The organism is Streptomyces sp. DH37 (assembly GCF_029813835.1).
Lineage (GTDB): Bacteria > Actinomycetota > Actinomycetes > Streptomycetales > Streptomycetaceae > Streptomyces.
On record NZ_JARVKV010000031.1, the window covers coordinates 46,481 to 64,482 of the forward strand.

The window sequence follows — 18,002 nt, forward strand, 5'->3', positions numbered from 1 at the left end:
GGAGCGGGCCCCTTGGACGACTACCGGCGGATCGCCGACGGCGTGGCGGCGGACGTCGCCGCGGGACGGCTGAGACCGGGCGACCGCCTGCCCCCGCAGCGGGAGTTCGCCCGGCGGCACGGCATCGCGGACTCCACGGCCGCCCGCGTCTACCGCGAACTCGCCCGCCGCGGCCTGACGGTCGGCGAGGTCGGCCGGGGCACCTTCGTCCGCGCGTCCGCGCGCACGGCGGACCCGGCGCTGGCCGAGCCGGCCGAGGGCCGGATCGACCTGGAGCTCAACGACCCCGTGGTTCCCGGGCAGTCCGCGCTCCTGGCGGCCGGCATCGCCCCGCTGCTGCGCCCGGACGTGCTGGAGTCCGCCGTGCGGCCCGTGGGCGCCGCCGGTACGGCCGCCGCGCGCGGCACCGCCGCCGAACTGCTCGCCCGCGGCGGCTGGCGGCCGGACCCCGGCCGGGTGCTGTTCGCGGGCGGCGGCCGCCAGGCCGTCGCCGCCGCGATCGCCGCGCTGGTCCCGCCCGGCGGGCGGCTGGGCGCCGAGGAGCTGACCTATCCGGTGGTGCGCTCCGTCGCGGCCCGGCTCGGGGTGGAGGTCGTCCCGCTGGCGGTGGACGAGCAGGGCCTGGTCCCCGAGGCCGTCGCCGCCGCCCACCGCGCCGCGCCGCTGCGGGCCGTCTACGCGCAGCCCACCCTGCACAACCCGCTGGGCCTGGTGACGCCCGAGCGGCGGCGGGCCGAACTGGCCGACGTACTGGGGCGGCTGGGGCTGGGCGTGGTCGAGGACGCCGTCTGGTCCTTCCTCCGCGGCGACCTGCCGCCGCTGGCCGCCCTGCTCCCGGAGCGGACGGTGCTCGTCGACAGCCTCTCCAAGCGGCTCGTCCCCGGTCTGACGCTGGGGTACGCCGTCGCCCCCGGCGCCCTCGTGCCCGCCGTCGCCGCCGCGCTGCGCTCCGGGGGATGGGGGCCTGCGCGCTTCGCCCTGGACGCGGCGGCCCGCTGGTGGGCCGACGGGACGGTGGAGGCGGTCGCGGAGGCCAAGCGGCGGGACGCGGCGGCCCGCCAGGAGATCGCCGCCCGCGGGCTGGAGGGCTTCGCGGTGCGCGGCGGCCCGCTGTCGTACTTCTGCTGGTGGGAGCTGCCGCGCCCGTGGCGGGCCGACACCTTCGTCGCCGCCGCGGCCCGGCAGGGCATCGCCGTGACCCCGGCCGCGGCGTTCGCCGTCGGCGGGGCCCGCGCTCCCCACGCGGTACGGATCGCCCTCGCCTCACCGCCGCCGGACGTCCTCGCCCGCGCCCTGGACACCCTCGCCGCCCTCGCCCGCTCGGCGCCGGAGGACGCCGCCCCGCTCGAGTGACCGGCGTGACCGGCGGCCGGGGCGTCGGCGTCCGGGGCAATGTGGGCGGGCGCCACCGGCGCGACGGCGGCTCTGTGACACCGGCACGTTCGAGCGGCCCCGGTCACGGGCCTACGGTGCGACCGTAATTGTCAGGTCCCTTTCAGGCAAAGGACCCCCGCATGAGAGCCCCGAACCTCCTGCGCCGGGCGGGCGTGCTGCTGGGCACGCTCGCGCTGGCGCTCACCGGGCTGTCCGCCGTCCCGGCGGCGGCCGCCGACCTCGAACGCGTCACCGGCTTCGGTTCCAACCCGGGCGCGCTGACCATGTACCGCTACGTCCCCGGCGACCTGCCCGCGGGCGCTCCCGTCGTCCTCGTCCTGCACGGCTGCACCCAGGACGCGCCCGGCTTCGTGACGGCCCACGGCTGGCGCGCGTACGCCGAGGAGCGCGGCTTCGCGCTCGTCGCCGCGCAGCAGGAGACGGCCAACAACACCTCCCGCTGCTTCAACTGGTTCCAGAGCGGCGACGCCTCGCGCGGCCGGGGGGAGGCGCTGTCGCTGCGCCAGATGGTCGCCCACACCGTGGGCGCGGTGGGGGCCGACCCGTCCCGGGTGTACGTCGCCGGGTTCTCCGGCGGCGGCGCGATGGCCGCGAGCGTGCTCGCCGCGTACCCCGACGTCTTCGCGGGCGGCGCGGTGCTGGCCGGCGTGCCGCACGGCTGCGCCACCGACATGGTCCAGGCGTTCGGCTGCATGAACCCGGGCGTCGCGAGGACCACCGCCCAGTGGGGCGACCTCGTCCGGGCGCAGAACCCGGGCTACGGCGGCCCCTGGCCGTCGGTCGCCGTCTGGCACGGCACCTCCGACACCACGGTCGTCCCGGCGAACGCGAACGAGCTGGTGAAGCAGTGGACGAACGCGCACGGCACGGACGCCGCCGCGGACGGCACGGCCTCGCTGCCGGGCGGGGTGACGCGGAAGGACTACGGCTCCCCCGGCGGCACGGCCGTGCGGGACTACCGGGTCTCCGGCATGGGGCACGCCGTCCCGGTGCGCCCGTCGGAGGGCTGCGGCACGACGGGCGCGTACACCGCGGACCTGATCTGCTCGACCGCGTACATCACCGCCGACTGGGGCCTGGGCGGCGCCGCGCCCGGTCCGGGCGACCCCGGGGACCCGGGGACGCCCGCCTGCTTCACGGCGAGCAACTACACCCATGTGCGGCAGGGCCGCGCCACCGTCCGCTACGGCTACGCCTACGCGGTCGGCTCCGGCGACGCCCTCGGGCTGTGGAACGTCCACACCGTCACCTCCCTCGCCGAGACCGGACCCGGCCGGTACGAGCGCACGGCGTCCTGCGGCTGAGGAGCCCCGCCTCCGGCTCCGCGGGGAGCGGCCCCCACCGCGCCTCCGCGGAGCCGGAGGCGGCGCCGTGCGTACGGCGCGCCGTACACCCGGCGCACCGTCCCCCAACAGCCGGTGAACACTCGCCGGAAGCCGTGCGCACCACTTCGCCGGAGCACCGTCCGCCCGTATGTTGACGGCCCTCACCATGTTCTTCGCGGGGGGCGGAACAGATCATGGACGTGCTTCGGTGGGAAGTCCTTCTCGCGGTGCTCGGTGTGCTCGTGCCGATCGCCGCCGCGCTCTACGAGTTCGTCTTCGTCGGCCGCAAACGGCTCGGCTACCGGGTGCAGATGGACACCACCGCCACCGACGCGGTCCACTCCCGGTACGCCGGCGTCCAGTACGCGGGCGCGCTGCAGCAGTTGCAGGACGGGGACGGAACGCGGCTGACCGACCCGTCGTTCGTCCTGCTGCGCATCGAGAACAGCGGCGCGACCCACATCGACATCGACGACTACGCCGTCCTCCCCGACGACAAGGTCGGCATCCGGGTGAGGTTCCCGGGCCGCCGGGTGGCCGGGATGGTGGTGACCGAGCTCAGCGACGACTTCCTGCGCCCCTGCTTCAACGACGACTCGGGGCTGAACGTGCGCGACGGCGTCATCGAACTCCCCAAGGTGCCGCTGAACCGTTCCGCCCACTACAAGGTCCTGGCCGCCCTGGAGCGCACCGACGGGACGGAGGCCGACCCCCGTGCGGAGTTCGCGCCGCCCGAGGTCATCGGCGGCATCAAGGGCGGGGTCGGCAACGGGGGCGTGCAGGAGACCAGGAGCCAGACCGGGACGTCCTGGCGGGCCGTGGCGCTGATCTGCTTCCTCGTCACGGTCATCCTCGGTCAGCTCGCCTTCTCGGTCCTCGGCCGCGACGGCGCCGGGGCGCCGCTGGACTGCGCGGGGGGCGAGCTCACCCTCACCGGATCCACGGCCTTCGAGCCCGTGCTGCGGGACGCGGCGAAGGCGTACGGCGAGACCTGCGCGCAGCAGGGCGTCGAGTTCCACTACGCGTTCGAGAGCAGCGACGAGGGGCTGGACGCGCTGGAGCGGGAGGGGAAGCGCAGGGGCGCGGGGAAAGCGGAGATGCTGGCGTTCACCGACGGGACCAAGCGCGACGACCAGCCGCTGCTGCTGCCGCGCCCCGTCGCCTTCACCCTCTTCACCCTCGTCGTCCACCGGGACGCCGGGGTCCAGGACCTCACGCCGGAGCAGATCAGGGACCTGTACGAGGGGAGGATCACCAACTGGCGGGAGGTGGGGGGCGAGGACCTGCCGGTCCGCCTGGTGAGCCGCCACAGCGACTCCGGCACCCGCAAGGCCTTCGAGCGGCGGGTCCTCGGCAGGGCGCAGAGCCTCGCCCCCACGTCCGACGACTGCGAGAACCCGCGGCCCGGCGCACCGCGCGGTCCCGTCTCCTGCGAACGGGGCTCCACCACCGGGGTGCTGGACGAGGTGGCGGAGACGCCCGGGGCGATCGGCTACAGCGGGCTCGACGAGGCGTCGACCCGGAAGGACCTGCTGCCGGTGCGCATCGGCGGCCGGCGGGCCACGCTGGAGGAGGCCGACCACGGGGCCTACCCCTTCTGGGAGACGGAGTACGCCCACACCTACGGGGAGCCCCCCGCCACGTCGCTGGCCGCCGCCTTCCTGCGCTACCTGACGAACGAGGTCGGCAGGGACATCGTGCGCTCCCGCGGCCACCGCCCCTGCGCCGAACTGCAGAACCCGGTGCTGTGCCGCCCCGTGCCGCAGACGGCTCCCCCGGGGGCGGAGGGGGCGGGGGCCGCCGGGTGACCGGACGGCCGCCGGCCCCCGTGTGGCGGCGGCCCCTCGCCGGCGGTCCGTAGGAACCTGGACCGTCTCCCGCGAACCGCCGGAGACGTCCACCCACCCGGAGGTGCCCCCATGCCACCCGGCCGCTTCCCGACGGCGCCCGCAGCCGGACCGCGCAGGCCCGAGACGCTGCTGGTGATGGACCGCGACACGCTGCGCACCCAGTTCGGCGAGGCCGAACTGGCCAGACTGCGCGCCCTGGCCTCGCTCGGCGAGCCGCTCGCCGCCCACGAGCTGGAGTCACCCCGGGTGCGCCGCCGCCTGGCCGGGACGGAGGTGCTGATCACCTCCTGGGGATGCCCGCCGCTGGACGAGGGGGTGCTGCGGGCCGCCCCCCGGCTGCGCGCCGTGCTGCACGCGGCCGGCAGCGTACGCCACCACGTCGGCGGCGCCGTCCTCGACCGCGGGCTGCTGGTCACCACCGCCGCCGGGGCCAACGCCGAACCCGTGGCCCGGTACACGCTGGCCGCGATCCTGTGGGCGTTCAAGAAGGCGCCGTTCCTGGCCGCGGAGGCCCGCCGCTTCCGCGACGACTGGAGCTACCGGGACCGGCACGGCGAGCTGAGCGGCGCGGACCGCACCGTGGCCCTGGTGGGTTTCTCCCGGACCGGCCGCCGGGTCGCGCGGCTGCTGCTCGGACTCGGCCTGGCCCGGGTCCTGGTCGTCGACCCCGTGGCCGACCCGGCCGAGATCACCGCCGAGGGGGCCGAACCGGTCACCCTGGAGCAGGCGCTGCCGCGGGCCGACGTCCTCAGCCTGCACGCCCCCTCGCTCCCGCGGACCCGCCACCTGATCGGGGCCGCCGAGCTGGCCGCGCTGCCGCCCGGCGCGGTGCTGGTCAACACCGCCCGCGGCGCCCTGGTGGACACCGCGGCACTCGAACGGGCGTGTGCGGAGGACGGGCTGTACGCGGTCCTGGACGTCACCGACCCCGAGCCGCTGCCGCCCTCCTCGCCGCTGTACGACCTGCCCAACGTGGTGCTCACCCCGCACGTCGCCGGTTCCCTCGGCTCCGAGACGCGCCGGATGGCCGCCGCCGCGCTGGACGAACTGGAGCGGTACGCGTCCGGGGCGCCGCCCGCCGACCCGGTCACCCGGCAGACGCTGGAGGTGCAGGCGTGAGCGCGGCCCGCGGTGGTGGTCCGGGCGTACGACTTCGAGCGGCGGACCCTCTGAACCTCTGGTATGCCTTGAATGCCATGAATCTCACGAATGTCACGAAAGCGGCATAAGGCGAACTGGAGATCATCGTGTCCGAACGCAACACGCTCGCCCGCAGCCTCCACGACCTGGGGATGGGCGCATGGTTCGGCGGCTCCCTGATGGGCGCCGTGGGTCTGAACGGCGTCGCACGGGAATGGGAGGACGCCAAGGCCGGCGACAGGATCGCGAGCATCGGGTGGGCGAAGTGGACGCCGGTCAACGGGGTGGCCATCGCCGCCCACCTCGCGGGCGCCGTCTCGCTGCTCGCGTCCAACTTCTACCGGGTCGAGCACCAGCGGGGAGTGGGCGCCTCCTCGGCGATCAAGACCATCCTCACCGGCGCGGCGCTGGCGGCCACCGCCTACAGCCGCGTCCTGGGCAAGAAGCTGGAGATGGCCACCTCCTCCGACCCGGGCAAGTCCGCCGCGGCCCAGGACCACCCCGTCTCCGTGGAGGACGCCGAGCGGCAGCTGCGCTGGGCCCAGTGGAGCATCCCCGTCCTGACCGGGGCGCTCACCGTCGTCAGCGCGCTCCAGGGCGAGCAGCAGAAGCCGGTCGAGCAGAAGATGGGCATGCTGCGCAAGGCCGCCGCACCCGGAACCCTCACCCGGGCAGCCGGACCCCGGTCAGCTCCGCGCAGGCGGCCAGCAGGCCGTCCTGGACGGCCGGGTCGTACGCGGCGGGGTTCGCCCTCAGCTCCCGCCTCCGCTTGAAGTACCGCCCCGTGACGGTGGCCGCCGGCTCGTCGGAGGTGGCCAGCCACACCTGCGTCTCCGCGCCCTCGGGCAGGCTGTCCGGGGCGTTCGGCCCGCCCATCCTGGTCTTGATCCAGCCGGGGTCCACGGCGTTGGACAGCGTGTCCCCCCAGCGGCGCGCGACGGCGAAGGCCAGGACCACGTCGTACAGCTTGGAGTCCGAGTAGGCCTGCATGCCGTCCCACGGCCGCCTCTCGAACCGCAGGTCGTCCAGGGCCGCCGTGCCCCGCGCCTCCAGACCGGACGTCAGGTAGACCAGCCGGCGCGGCCGCGGCATCAGCGCGGTGAGCAGGTAGGGCGCCAGGACGTTCACCTGGAAGACGCGCTCCAGGCCGTCCTCGGTCACGACGCGCTCCGCCGCCCCGCCGCCGACGCCCGCGTTGTGGATCACCACGTCGAACGGGCCCGCCCCGGCCGCCGCCCGCGCCAGCTCCCGGGTCCGCGCCAGCGACGCGAGGTCCCCGGTGAGCACCCCGGCGGCCTCCGGCACCGCCTCCCGCGCCTCCCGCGCCCGCGCCTCGTTCCGCGCGTGCAGGACGACCCGGTGGCCCGCCGCGGCGAGGGTGGCCGCGGTCTCGCGCCCGATGCCGTCCGCCGAACCCGTCACGAACACACTGATGCCGGCACCCTCGGCCGCCATGGCTCCTCCTCGTGGTCCGCGCACGTCCCGGCCGGTCGCCGGGACCGTGCTGCGCTTCCGATCATGCCCCGGGGATGGGAGCGGTACCACCGAACGGCCGCGCGGCGTACGGCCGTCCGGGGGTGCGTGCCCGGCCGCGCTCAGCGCCCGGCGGCGTTCGCCACGAGACCGTTCCGCGCGACCGCCGGCGTCCCCCCGGGAGCCAGGGCCCGCTGCCGGTAGTCGCTGGGCGAGGTGCCGTAGGCGAGCCGGAAGGCGCGGCTGAAGGCGGAGGGGTCGGTCAGGCCCCACCGGGCGGCGACGGCGTGGATGGGCGTGCCGTGCAGGCCGGGGTCGGACAGGTCCTGCCGGATGCGCCGCAGCCGCTGGTCGCGCAGGAACGCAGAGACGGTCGAGCCCTCGTCCCGGAACAGGCGGTGCAGATGGCTCAGGGAGATGTGGTGCGCCGCCGCGATCGTCCGCGGGGACAGGTGGGGGTCGTGCAGATGCCGGCGGATGAAGGCCTGGACGCGCCGCAGGAGGGCCCGCCGCTGGTCCTCCGGCGGCAGGGAGCGGTCGGTCTCCAGGGCGTGGGCGAACAGGGCGGACAGCAGGTCGACCGCGACCGCGGCCAGCCGCGGCCCGTCGGAGGGCCGGTAGCGGGCGGCGTCGGCCGCCACCGTGCTCAGGAACTGCGCCAGCAGCGCCCCCAGCCCCTCCCGCGCCGACAGCCGGTGGCGGGTCACCTCGGCCAGCCGGCCGGGCGGCAGGTTCAGCAGGTTCCGGGGGACCTCCAGGCCGATGCCGCTGTACGGGCCGTCGCCGTCGCCCGCCCAGACCTCGCAGGGGCACGAGGTGTCCAGGACGCACAGGGAGCCGGGGCCGTAGCCGTCCGCGCGGCCTTCCCGGGCGACCCTGAGCCGCCCCCGCAGCGGCAGGGACACGTGGACGGCCTCCGGGTCGTACCGCCGGATCAGCTCGGGGGTGCGCCGCAGGACGGCGGGCTGGAACGTGGCGGGCCACACCGTCACGGCGCCGACGCCCAGGACGCGCAGCCGGCCCTGGAAGTCCGCGCGGTGGGGGCTGTCCGCCTCCAGGGGCGCGTGGGCCCGCTGGACCAGTTCGCGCCAGCGGCCGAACCGCTCCGCCGCCGGAAACTCCTCGCTCCTGAACGCCGTCTCGTACACCGTGCTCCTCCTTCTCCCGGTCGTGTCTCCCGCCGCCGACCCGGCCCGAGCACACCGGTCCGTTCGGCCACGCCCGGCACCGAGTCTCGGCGGACACGGGTTGTCAGGCAGGCCCGTTCCGCCACGCCGGACAATTCGCGGCCGGTCCCGCGGCGTGCGCCGCGGCGGAACCGGAGGGCCTGCGCGCGGACTTGTCGGCCGGGCACGGGCGGCCTACGGTGACGCCGGACCGCGGACGCGGCGGGGGAGGGCACGCGATGGGGCGTCGGGAGAAACCGCTGGATCCGGCCGCGGGACCGGTGCAGCGTTTCGCCGCCGAACTGCGCGGGCTGCGCCGGGAGTCGGGCGGCGCCACCTACCGGGCGATGGCGCAGCGGGCCCCCTACTCCGCGGCGACCCTGGCCGAGGCGGCCGCCGGCCGGAAGCTGCCCACGCTCCCGGTCGCCCTGGCCTACGCGGAGGCCTGCGGCGGGGACCGGCGGGAGTGGGAGCGGCGCTGGCGCCGGGCGTCCGCCGACGTACTGGCCCAGCCGGCCGGCGCGGACGTCGCCGAGGCGCCCTACCCGGGACTGCGGCGCTTCCAGCCGGAGGACGAGAAGCGGTTCTTCGGGCGCGAGCAGCTCACCGGCGACCTGGTGCGCCTGGTGGGGGAGGGCCGGTTCACGGCCCTCGTCGGCGCTTCCGGCAGCGGCAAGTCGTCGCTGCTGCGCGCCGGGCTGATCCCCGCGCTGCGGTCCGGCGCCACCGGGACGCGCCCGGCCGCCATCCGCGTCTTCACGCCCGGTCCGCACCCCGTCCGCACCCACGCCCACCTGCTCGTACCGGCGTCCCGGGCCTCCGGTGAGGACACCGTGGTCGTCGTCGACCAGTTCGAGGAGGCCTTCACCCTCTGCCGCGACCCGGAGGAGCGGACGGAGTTCGTGGACCTGCTGCTGGAGGCCCGCCGGCCCCGCAGCCGGCTGCGGGTCGTCGTCGCCGTCAGGGCCGACTTCTTCGGGCACTGCGCGGGCCACCGGGCGCTGGCCGACGCCCTGCGGGACGCCACGCTCCTGGTCGGGCCGATGACGCCGGCGGAACTGCGCCGGGCCATCGTCCGGCCGGCCACCGACGCGGGCCTGATCGTCGAACGCGCCCTCACCGCGCGGCTGGTGGACGAGGCGACCGGTGAGCCCGGCGGACTGCCCCTGATGTCCCACGCCCTGCTGGAGACCTGGCGCCGCCGCCGCGGCCGCGCGCTGACCCTGGCCGCCTACGAGGCGGCCGGCGGCATACGCGGCGCCATCGCCCAGACCGCCGAGGACCTCTACACCCGGCTGGACCCCGCCCGGGCCGCCGCCGCCCGCAGGGTCCTCCTGCGGCTGGTCAACCCCGGTGAGGGCGCGCCCGACACCCGGCGCCCGACCGACCGCGGCGAGCTGGGGGCGGACGGCCCGGGCCGCACCGCCGAGGGGGAGGTGCTGGAGCGGCTGGCACGCGCCCGTCTGGTCACCCTCGACGGCTCCACGGTCAACCTCGCGCACGAGGCCCTGATAGGGGCCTGGCCGCGGTTGCGCGGCTGGATCGAGGAGGACCGGCGGCGGCTGCTCGTCCACCGGCAGCTGACGGAGGCCGCGCAGGCGTGGCGTTCCCTGGACCGCGACGCCGGGGCCCTCTACCGGGGCGCCCGGCTCGCGGCGGCGCGGGACCGGCTCGGCGGCACGGAGGCCGACCTCACGCCGCTGGAGCGGGAGTTCCTGCTGGCCAGCGAGGCCGCCGAGAACGAGGAGGCCGAGGAGGCCCGCGCCCGGGCCAGGCGGCTGCGCCGGCTGTCGGCGGTGCTCTCCGTCCTGCTGGTGTTCTGCGCGGCCGCGGTCGCGGCGACCTTCCAGCAGTACTCCATCGCCCGGGAGCAGCGCCGCGTCGTCACCTCGCACGAACTGGCCGCCCGGGCGGACTCGATGGCCGGGGAGCGTCCGGAGGCGGCCATGATGCTGGCCCTGGCGGCCTTCCAGCGGGCCGACGTCACCGAGACGCGCAGCAGCCTGCTGGGCGCCTACGCCCGGTACCGGGCCGACCAGTTCGCCGGGCACACCGACACCGTGGCGGCGATGGAGTTCTCGCCGGACGGCCGGACCCTGGCCACGGTCGGCGGCGACCACGGCGTCAAGCTGTGGGACGTCCGCACCCACGGCGTCGCCGCCACCCTCACCGGGCACACGGACCGGGTCAACGACCTCGACTTCTCCCCGGACGGCCGGACCCTGGCCACCGCGGGCGACGACCGCAGCGTCAAGCTGTGGGACGCCCGCGCCCACCGGGTCGCCGCCACCCTCACCGGGCACACCGGTCCGGTCACGACGGTGGTCTTCTCCCCGGACGGCCGGACCCTGGCCACCGGCGGCGGCGACGCGGCGGTGAGGCTCTGGGACGTCGCGGCGCGCCGGCAGACCGCCGTCCTGTCCGGCCACAGCGGCGAGGTGACCACGGCGGCGTTCTCGCCGGACGGCCGCACCCTGGTCACCGGCGGCGTCGACGCCACCCTGCGCATGTGGGACACCGCGTCGGGCCGCGAGACCGCCACCCTCGCCGTCATGAGGAGCGCTTCGACGGGGCACAGGAGCCCGGTCTACGACGTGGCGTTCAGCCCGGACGGCCGGACCCTGGCCGCGGCCGGCACCGAGACCACCCGGCTGTGGGACACGGCGACGTACCACTACCGGAAGACCGCCGCGGTGACGGGCCGCCGCGAACACGCGCACCGGGAGCTGGCGTTCGGCCCCGGCAGCCGCACCCTCGCCATCACCGCCGCCGACGGCACGGTCAGGTTCTGGGACACCGGCAGCCACCGCACGACCGCCACCATCACCGCGGGGGACGAGCCGGCCCCCTACGAGACGGCGCTGTCCCCCGGCGGCCGCCTCCTGGCCGTCGCCGACGGAGAGGGCCGGGTGCAGCTGTGGAACACCGCCACGCGCCAGCGGACGGCCGTCCTCGGCGCCGCCGCGCCGTTCTCCCGGCTGGCGGCGTTCTCCCCGGACGGCCGGACCCTGGCCACCACCGGTTCCGCCGACGGGACGGTGGAACTGTGGCGGACGGGGACGCACCGCCGGACCGGCACCCTCGCGCACGGAAGCGACGTGTACGCGGCGGCGTTCTCCCCCGACGGCCGCACCCTGGCCACCGGCGCCGCCGACGGCACGGTCCGCCTCTGGGAGGCCGCGTCGGGCCGCCGGAGAGCCACCCTGTCCGGCCACACCGACGGCGTGACGGCGATCGCCTTCTCGCCGGACGGCCGCACCCTGGCCACCGGCGCGGCCGACGACGCCGTACGGCTGTGGGACGTGGGGACGGGCCGGCCCGGAGCGCTCCTCAGACGGCACACCGGCCGGGTGAACGCGGTGGCGTTCTCGCCGGACGGCCGCACCCTGGCCACGGCCTCCGCCGACCGCACCGTGCGGGTGTGGGAGGTGCGCGGCCACCGGGTGCGGGCCACCCTCACCGGCTACGGAAGCCCGGTCACCGGTGCGGCGTTCTCCCCGGACGGCCGTCTGCTCGCGACCGCCGCCGGGGGCCGCGTACGGCTGTGGGACACGGCCTCGCACCGCACCGCCGCCACCCTCACGGGCCACCCCGACGGCGCGGACCACGTGGCGTTCTCGCCGGACGGCCGGACCCTGGTCACCGCGGGGGCCGGCACGATCCACCTGTGGGACACGGCCTCGCGCGGTACGGCCGCCACGCTCACCACCGGCGGGGAGGTGTCCGCCATGGCCCTGGGCCCGGACGGCAGGGTCCTCGCCACCGCCGGGGAGGAGAAGCGCCTGTGGCGGATCGACACCGGCGACGTGGCGGCCGAGATCTGCCGGGCGAGGCGGACCCACCGCTGGTCCGAGCTGGTCTCGGACCTGCCCGCGGCCCCCTCCTGCCCCTGACGGGCGGGGCGCGGGACGGCACCGAACGCGCCGGCGCCGCGCGGGCACCGCCGCGCGCCCTCCTCAGGAGCCGTGGTAGCCGAGCGCGGCCCAGTCGGCGGGGTGCAGGTAGGGCCGGGCGTTCGGGTCGCGCAGCCGCAGGGCCCGTACCAGGTCCGCCAGGTCCTCGTCCCCGGCGCCGAGGGCCGCGGCGGGCGCCAGGTCGCGCGCCTTCTCCGAGTTGGTCGTGTCCCGGAGCCACCGCTGGGCCGTGCACAGCGCCGCGGGAGGGCTCAGGCCCTCGGCCCGCCAGAGCTGGTAGAAACGCGCCGCCAGCAGGCTCGCCGCCTCGCCGCGGACCGCCCACTGGCTCGCCACCACCCCGGCGACGCCCGCCTGGATCAGACCGCTCGGAAGGGAGACGACCTCGTCGGGCAGGACGGTGCCGGGCACGGCCGTGTCGCAGGCGGACAGCACGGCCAGCCGCGCACCGGCGCCGGACCGCGCCAGCCGCAGCCGCATGATCTCCCGCAGGGTGAGCTCCGCGTCGCCGGCCAGGATCAGCGCGCTGCGCAGAGGGCTGTCCGTACGGGCGAGGCCGTGGCAGACGAAGTGGTGGACCTGTGCCCGCGGCAGCGCCGCCAGGACCGCCGCGCGGCCGGCCTCCCCGCCCCGAAGGACGTCGCAGACCGGGAACCAGCGCCGGACCCAGGCCGCCTCGGTCCGCGCGTACCCGACCGGTTTGCGCGAGGTCGGCCCGGGGTCGGCGACGACCACGGCCCTGTCGGCCGGCACCCGTGCCGCGATGTTCCGGGTGGTCGCCAGCGCCCGCGCGTTGGGGACGTATCTCACGGTGCGCTCGTCCAGGAGGTAGTGCCGGGAGCCGGAGGCGCCCGGCACCGGTCTCCAGGCCGCGTGCAGCGGGAGCATCACGAGGGACCCGGAGGGCACGAAGACGATCTCGCCGGAGTTCCCGGTGATCGACAGCACGGGGGAGACGATCGCGTCCCACGCCCAGCGGGTGACCGCGTCGAGCGTTCCCCTCCACGTCCCGGACGCGTCGCGGCGGACACCGAGCAGTGCGCCGATCCGGCGCCTGACCGCCGCCGCGGTCACCGTCGGCAGTTCGACGGCGGACACGTCCCCGTTCCCGTCCACCGCCAGTGCGACCCCGGACGGGCTCGCCGCGGCGAGGTACACGACGACGGCGCCGGGAGGTACGGAGCGGTGTACGCCGGCGAAGTCCGTCCGCTCCAGGAAGTGTTCGTAGCCGCCCGTGGAACGGATCCTCCCGGCCACCTCGTCGACCGCCTCCCGGTGGCGGCGCAGGGCCTCCGGGCCGGTGCCGCGGTGCATCGCCTCCTCCAGCTCCGAGACCGCCGCCCGGTACCGCCCGGCCAGGTCGGAGTGGTCCGTGCCGGAGAGCCGGCCGAGGTCGACGCGTTCCGCCTCCAGCGCCTCGGACAGCAACAGGCCGAGCCCGGCCTCCAGCGCGACGACGGCCTCCCGCCACCGCCCGGCGCGGAACAGCGCGTGGGCCGCCTCCGCGGGAAGCCCCTGCGACTCGGCCAGCCATGCCTCCTTCTCCTCCCGGAGGAGCTGGATCCGGAACAGGCGTCCGGCCGCCTCCAGCGCGTCCGTGTACGCCGTGGCCGCTTCCTCCCAGGAGCGGCGTTCCGCGGCCCAGCCGCCCCACTGCCGGGCCGCGGCGAGCGCCCACTCCGGCGAGGCGTCCAGGCCGTGGCGCACGGCGTCGCGGTAGGCGGCGACCGCCTCGCCGGCCGGGGGGCCGTCGTCCGCGGACTCGCCCAGAGCCCGCAGGACCGACGCGAGGTTGTACTCGCGGGAGGCGCGTTCGGGGGCGTTCTCCCCGGTGAGCTCCAGCGCCGTGCGGTAGTGCCCGACCGCCGCTTCGCCGAGCCGGCGGTCGCCGGTCGTGCGCCAGGCCGACGCCAGCGCGTTGCCGATGTTGTTGTGGGCGGGGGCCGTCCGCTGGCCGTCCGCCCCGCGAGCGGCCAGCGACCGCAGCTGCGCTTCGAAGGCGCCGAGCAGGTCGTCCGGTTCACGGCGGGCCTCGTACCGCGTCAGCAGGGCGTTGCCCAGGTTGGTCAGGCCGATCGGGTCGGGCCGGGAGGCTCCGTCCACGGCCTCCCTCAGCACCCGCACCGCCTCGTCGATGTCGGCGGGGTTCCGGGTGCGCAGGTACCGGCGGCGCAGCAGGCCGCCGAGCGTCCCCTGCAACGCCCTGCCCTGCGGCGCCATGACGTGGAGGCGGGCACCCTGGTCCGTGCGCAGCAGCTCGATGGCGCGGTCGAGGTCCCCGAGCCCTCCGCGGGCGTCGTACCTGACGGACAGCAGGTCGGCCAGCACGAACCTGAACCTGGGGCCGAGGAGTCCCTGTCCCGCCGCGGCCACGGCCCACTCCGCGTGGCCGACGGCCTCGTCCAGCACGGAGATCCTTCCCTCCTTCCGGAAGAGGTTGCCCAGGAACAGCGCCAGGCCGCTTCTGCACTGCGCCGCCAGCCGCGGATCGCCCGCGGCGTGCACCACGCTGCGCCGGGCGTGTCCGAGGGCTTCGGCGGCCAGTGCGGCCTCGCGGCCGGGCTCGCGCAGGTTGCCCAGCGTGTTGGCGAGGGCGTACTCGAGCCAGGCCCGGTCCGGACCGTCCGGGGAGGCGAGCCGCAGCGCCGCGGTGAGGAGGTCGCGTGCCCGGAACATCTCCCCGTGGTCGTAATCGGCGACTCCGCACCAGTTGTGCGCGACCCCCGAACGGGTCATGAGGGAGACCCGGAAGTCCCGGGGGGCGGTGGCGAAGTGCCCGTCGGCGGTTATCCGGTCGAACGTGCCGGAGAGGAGCCGCCGAGCCGACTCGTCGCCGTCGAGCACGTAGGCGGCGAGCGCCCGGCTCGCGGCCGCGAGCCGGGCGCGGAAACGGATCGGCGGCCGGGGAACGGGCAGCCACCCGAGCTGTTCCTCCACCTCCCGCCCCCGCCTCGTGCTCATGCCGGCTCCTCGGGGGCGCGGGGCCTCCGCCCGCGTTCCAGGTGTGCCGTCAACTCCCTGCCCTCCTCGTACTCCCGCCGGGGGTCGGAGGGAAGCTCCCGCCCCAGTGCCTCGTAGAGCCCGCCGCGGTAGAGGTCGAAGCACGCCTGGACCAGTTGGCCGTACTGCGCCGACGCGGAGAGGGCCAGCCGGTAGCCGACGGCCGTCCCGACGAGCGCGGCGGCCAGGGCCCACCAGGTGAAGACCGTCCAGAGGCCGAAGAGCAGACTCCACAGCCACAGCCGTACGTTCGCGTCCAGCCGCGCACGGGCTGCTGCGACCTCGGCGCGGGCCTCCTCGGGGATGACCAGCCACATCCGCGGCCAGCACACGACGGCGTCGAGCCCGTAGCGGTGCCGGGGCCGGGACTCGGCCGCCTTCAGCACGTCGCCGAGACCGGTCGGCATCCGGTCCACCGGTGCGGGCGGCACCGTGGCACGCCACGCGTTCAGCGCCGCGTACTCGGCCCGCTCGGCGGTCGACAGCTCCGCCCGGCGCCGGGCCAGGGCGCGCCACCGGCCGGTCCTGCGCTCGATGCCGCGCCCCCGCACTCCGACGAGCACGGCCCGCACCGGTGACGCCCACGCGGGCCAGTAGCCCTCCAGCAGCCGCAGCACACCGGGGGTCAGCGCCTCCGCCAGCCGCCTCGACCCGGCCACGACCAGCAGGACGAGTACGGCGATCACCGCCTGGGCCGCGGCCGACAGGCCGCCGAACTCCCGGTCCCAGGCGCTTCCCAACGCCTGCCAGCCGGAACCGGGTCCGTTGAGACCGCCGTGGCCCCACACCCAGGCCAGCACCCCGCCGGTCCAGAACATCACGGCGGAGGAGTCCCACCGCTCGGCCAGCCTGCCGCCCAGTCCCGTCCACAATGCGGTGAGCACGGTGCGTCAGGCCACCGGCGTGAGAGGGCCGTGCCCGTCGGGGCACCCCTCCGGGACGGGCTCGCCGACCTCGAAGAGGGGGTACTCGTACTCGCACGCGGAGCACCTGTAGACGATCTCCGCGCTCGGTTCACCGAAGCCCGGCAGACCCGAGTAGCCGGGACCGTCCGCTGCCGATCGGTCGGTGTCCTCCTCCTGCGGCAGGCGACGGCTCAGCTCGCGGCGGACCGCGGCGCTCGACGCCAGCAGGGCGAGGATCTCGTCGCCCACCCGTTCCCCGGAGGAAGCCCTCCGCAGCAGGGCGTCCAGTGCCGCCGCGTCGAACCCGGGCTCGTTCGCCCACGGTGCCGAGGATTCCGCGCGGATGTCGCGGGCCGCCGCCACGATGTCCTCGTCGCGCATTGCCGTCCCCCCTCCCTCCGGGGCGCCGGCCGCCCCCGGACCGGACCCCACGAGCCCCGGCCGCTGCCGACCCCGCCGGGAGGAAACGGACCGCCGGCGGCGGAAGACCGCTCCGGCGCACGGATCCGCGGGCTCGGGGTCTCCGCGCCCGGCGAAGGGACGGGCGCGGGCCCGTCTCGTGCCTCCCCGCCGACGGGGTTCCGGTCGTGCCGGACCCGGCCCGCGCGAAGGGGGCGGCCGAGAACACCGCGTCCCCGGACGCCGGGCGGAGAAATTGTTCCACACCCGGGGCGCGCCGTCGGGTGTTCCGGGGAAACGCCCTCCGGGCTCCGCTCCGGGAAGGGAGCGGCGAGGCGGTGCACGGCCGTCAGCCGGGCCGTTCCGCGGTGTCCTGCCGGGCGCGGACCGTCAGGACGCCGGTGCCGCCGGGCGGTTCGGGGTGGTGCTCGGCAAGGATCCGTGTTCTCGCGACGGTCACCGGGTCTTCCCGTTGCGCTATTGGCAGGGTCATGCCCATATGACAGGCTCCGCATATCGAACAGTCGTTGGCAGTCCCTGCTCCGGGTCTTTCGAAAGGACATCCCCACATGTCCCGTTCCCGTGGTTCCGTCGTCGGAGGCATAGCCCTGGCCGCGGCCGCTCTGCTGGCCGTGGCCGCCCCCGCCCCGGTGACGGCCGCTCCCGCTCCCGCCGCCGACCGGGTCTCCGTCCTGGACGACACGTACTACGCGTCCGCGCAGGGCAGGACCGGCGCCGCCCTGAAGGCGGCCCTGCACGACATCATCAGCGACCAGACCAGGCTCTCCTACAGCCAGGTCTGGGACGCGCTCGGCGACACCGACGAGGACCCCGCCGACCCGGACAACGTCATCCTGCTGTACACCGGCCGCTCCCAGGCGAAGTCCGAGCACGGCGGCGACCTGGGGGACTGGAACCGCGAGCACGTGTGGGCCAAGTCCCACGGCGACTTCGGCACCACCATCGGGCCCGGCACCGACCTGCACCACCTGCGCCCCGCGGACGTCCGGGTCAACAGCATCCGCGGCAACAAGGACTTCGACAACGGCGGGTCCGCGGTCAGCGGGGCCCCGGACAACTACACCGACGGCGACAGCTTCGAGCCCCGCGACGAGGTCAAGGGCGACGTCGCCCGCATGATCCTCTACATGGCGGTGCGCTACGAGGGCGGCGACGGGTTCGCCGACCTCGAGCCCAACGACCGGACGGGCAACGGCTCGGCCCCGTACCACGGCCGGCTGAGCGTCCTGAAGCAGTGGAACCTGCAGGACCCGCCCGACTCCTTCGAGAAGCGCCGCAACGAGGTCATCCACGCCGACTACCAGCGCAACCGGAACCCGTTCATCGACCACCCCGAGTGGGTCGAGGCGATCTGGTGAGGCTCCGCCGAGACGGCCCGCCGCCGGGGCACCGGCCCACCGGCGCCCCGGCGGCG

13 protein-coding genes are annotated in these 18,002 nt (G+C 76.2%); 7 read left to right on the forward strand and 6 right to left on the reverse strand.

The window, feature by feature from the left end; translation table 11 throughout:
- The first annotated feature begins 12 nt into the window (after positions 1-12).
- From QC029_RS17205 to QC029_RS17225, 5 genes are all read left to right on the forward strand, one after another.
- On the forward strand, positions 13-1,353 hold the full coding sequence (locus QC029_RS17205) for a PLP-dependent aminotransferase family protein (RefSeq protein ID WP_279556554.1): 1,341 nt from the start codon (positions 13-15) through the stop codon (positions 1,351-1,353).
- Between the two features lie 161 nt (positions 1,354-1,514).
- Positions 1,515-2,699: a PHB depolymerase family esterase gene (locus QC029_RS17210; protein WP_279556555.1), complete on the forward strand. Its 1,185-nt coding sequence runs from the start codon at positions 1,515-1,517 to the stop codon at positions 2,697-2,699.
- Positions 2,700-2,914: 215 nt separating this feature from the next.
- Positions 2,915-4,528, forward strand: coding sequence for a substrate-binding domain-containing protein (locus QC029_RS17215; RefSeq protein ID WP_279556556.1), 1,614 nt, complete (start codon positions 2,915-2,917; stop codon positions 4,526-4,528).
- A 111-nt stretch (positions 4,529-4,639) separates the two neighbouring features.
- Complete coding sequence (locus QC029_RS17220) at positions 4,640-5,689, forward strand: hydroxyacid dehydrogenase (protein WP_279556557.1); 1,050 nt, start codon at positions 4,640-4,642, stop codon at positions 5,687-5,689.
- Positions 5,690-5,817: 128 nt separating this feature from the next.
- On the forward strand, positions 5,818-6,483 hold the full coding sequence (locus QC029_RS17225) for a hypothetical protein (RefSeq protein WP_279556558.1): 666 nt from the start codon (positions 5,818-5,820) through the stop codon (positions 6,481-6,483).
- Here QC029_RS17225 and QC029_RS17230 read toward each other — a convergent pair.
- Both QC029_RS17230 and QC029_RS17235 read right to left on the reverse strand, forming a co-directional pair.
- Complete coding sequence (locus tag QC029_RS17230; RefSeq protein WP_279556559.1) at positions 6,374-7,165, reverse strand: SDR family NAD(P)-dependent oxidoreductase; 792 nt, start codon at positions 7,163-7,165, stop codon at positions 6,374-6,376. The genes QC029_RS17225 and QC029_RS17230 overlap by 110 nt on opposite strands.
- Before the next feature lie 140 nt (positions 7,166-7,305).
- Complete coding sequence (locus QC029_RS17235; RefSeq protein WP_279556560.1) at positions 7,306-8,331, reverse strand: helix-turn-helix domain-containing protein; 1,026 nt, start codon at positions 8,329-8,331, stop codon at positions 7,306-7,308.
- Positions 8,332-8,588: 257 nt separating this feature from the next.
- On the opposite strand from QC029_RS17235, the gene QC029_RS17240 reads away from it, so the two are divergent.
- Positions 8,589-12,242 (forward strand): hypothetical protein, encoded by a 3,654-nt coding sequence (locus QC029_RS17240; RefSeq protein WP_279556561.1) that lies wholly within the window; start codon positions 8,589-8,591, stop codon positions 12,240-12,242.
- Positions 12,243-12,305: 63 nt separating this feature from the next.
- Here the strand turns inward: QC029_RS17240 and QC029_RS17245 are convergent, their stop codons facing one another.
- From QC029_RS17245 to QC029_RS17260, 4 genes are all read right to left on the reverse strand, one after another.
- Positions 12,306-15,224, reverse strand: a complete 2,919-nt coding sequence (locus QC029_RS17245) for a CHAT domain-containing protein (RefSeq protein ID WP_279556562.1) — start codon at positions 15,222-15,224, stop codon at positions 12,306-12,308.
- Positions 15,221-16,147 (reverse strand): hypothetical protein, encoded by a 927-nt coding sequence (locus tag QC029_RS17250; protein ID WP_279556563.1) that lies wholly within the window; start codon positions 16,145-16,147, stop codon positions 15,221-15,223. Before QC029_RS17250 ends, QC029_RS17245 begins: the two co-directional genes overlap by 4 nt.
- Before the next feature lie 6 nt (positions 16,148-16,153).
- Complete coding sequence (locus QC029_RS17255; protein ID WP_279556564.1) at positions 16,154-16,549, reverse strand: hypothetical protein; 396 nt, start codon at positions 16,547-16,549, stop codon at positions 16,154-16,156.
- A gap of 367 nt (positions 16,550-16,916) precedes the next feature.
- Positions 16,917-17,060 (reverse strand): hypothetical protein, encoded by a 144-nt coding sequence (locus QC029_RS17260; protein WP_279556565.1) that lies wholly within the window; start codon positions 17,058-17,060, stop codon positions 16,917-16,919.
- Between the two features lie 76 nt (positions 17,061-17,136).
- Here QC029_RS17260 and QC029_RS17265 point away from each other — a divergent pair, with 76 nt between their 5' ends.
- Complete coding sequence (locus tag QC029_RS17265; protein WP_279556566.1) at positions 17,137-17,946, forward strand: endonuclease; 810 nt, start codon at positions 17,137-17,139, stop codon at positions 17,944-17,946.
- Positions 17,947-18,002: the final 56 nt, after the last annotated feature.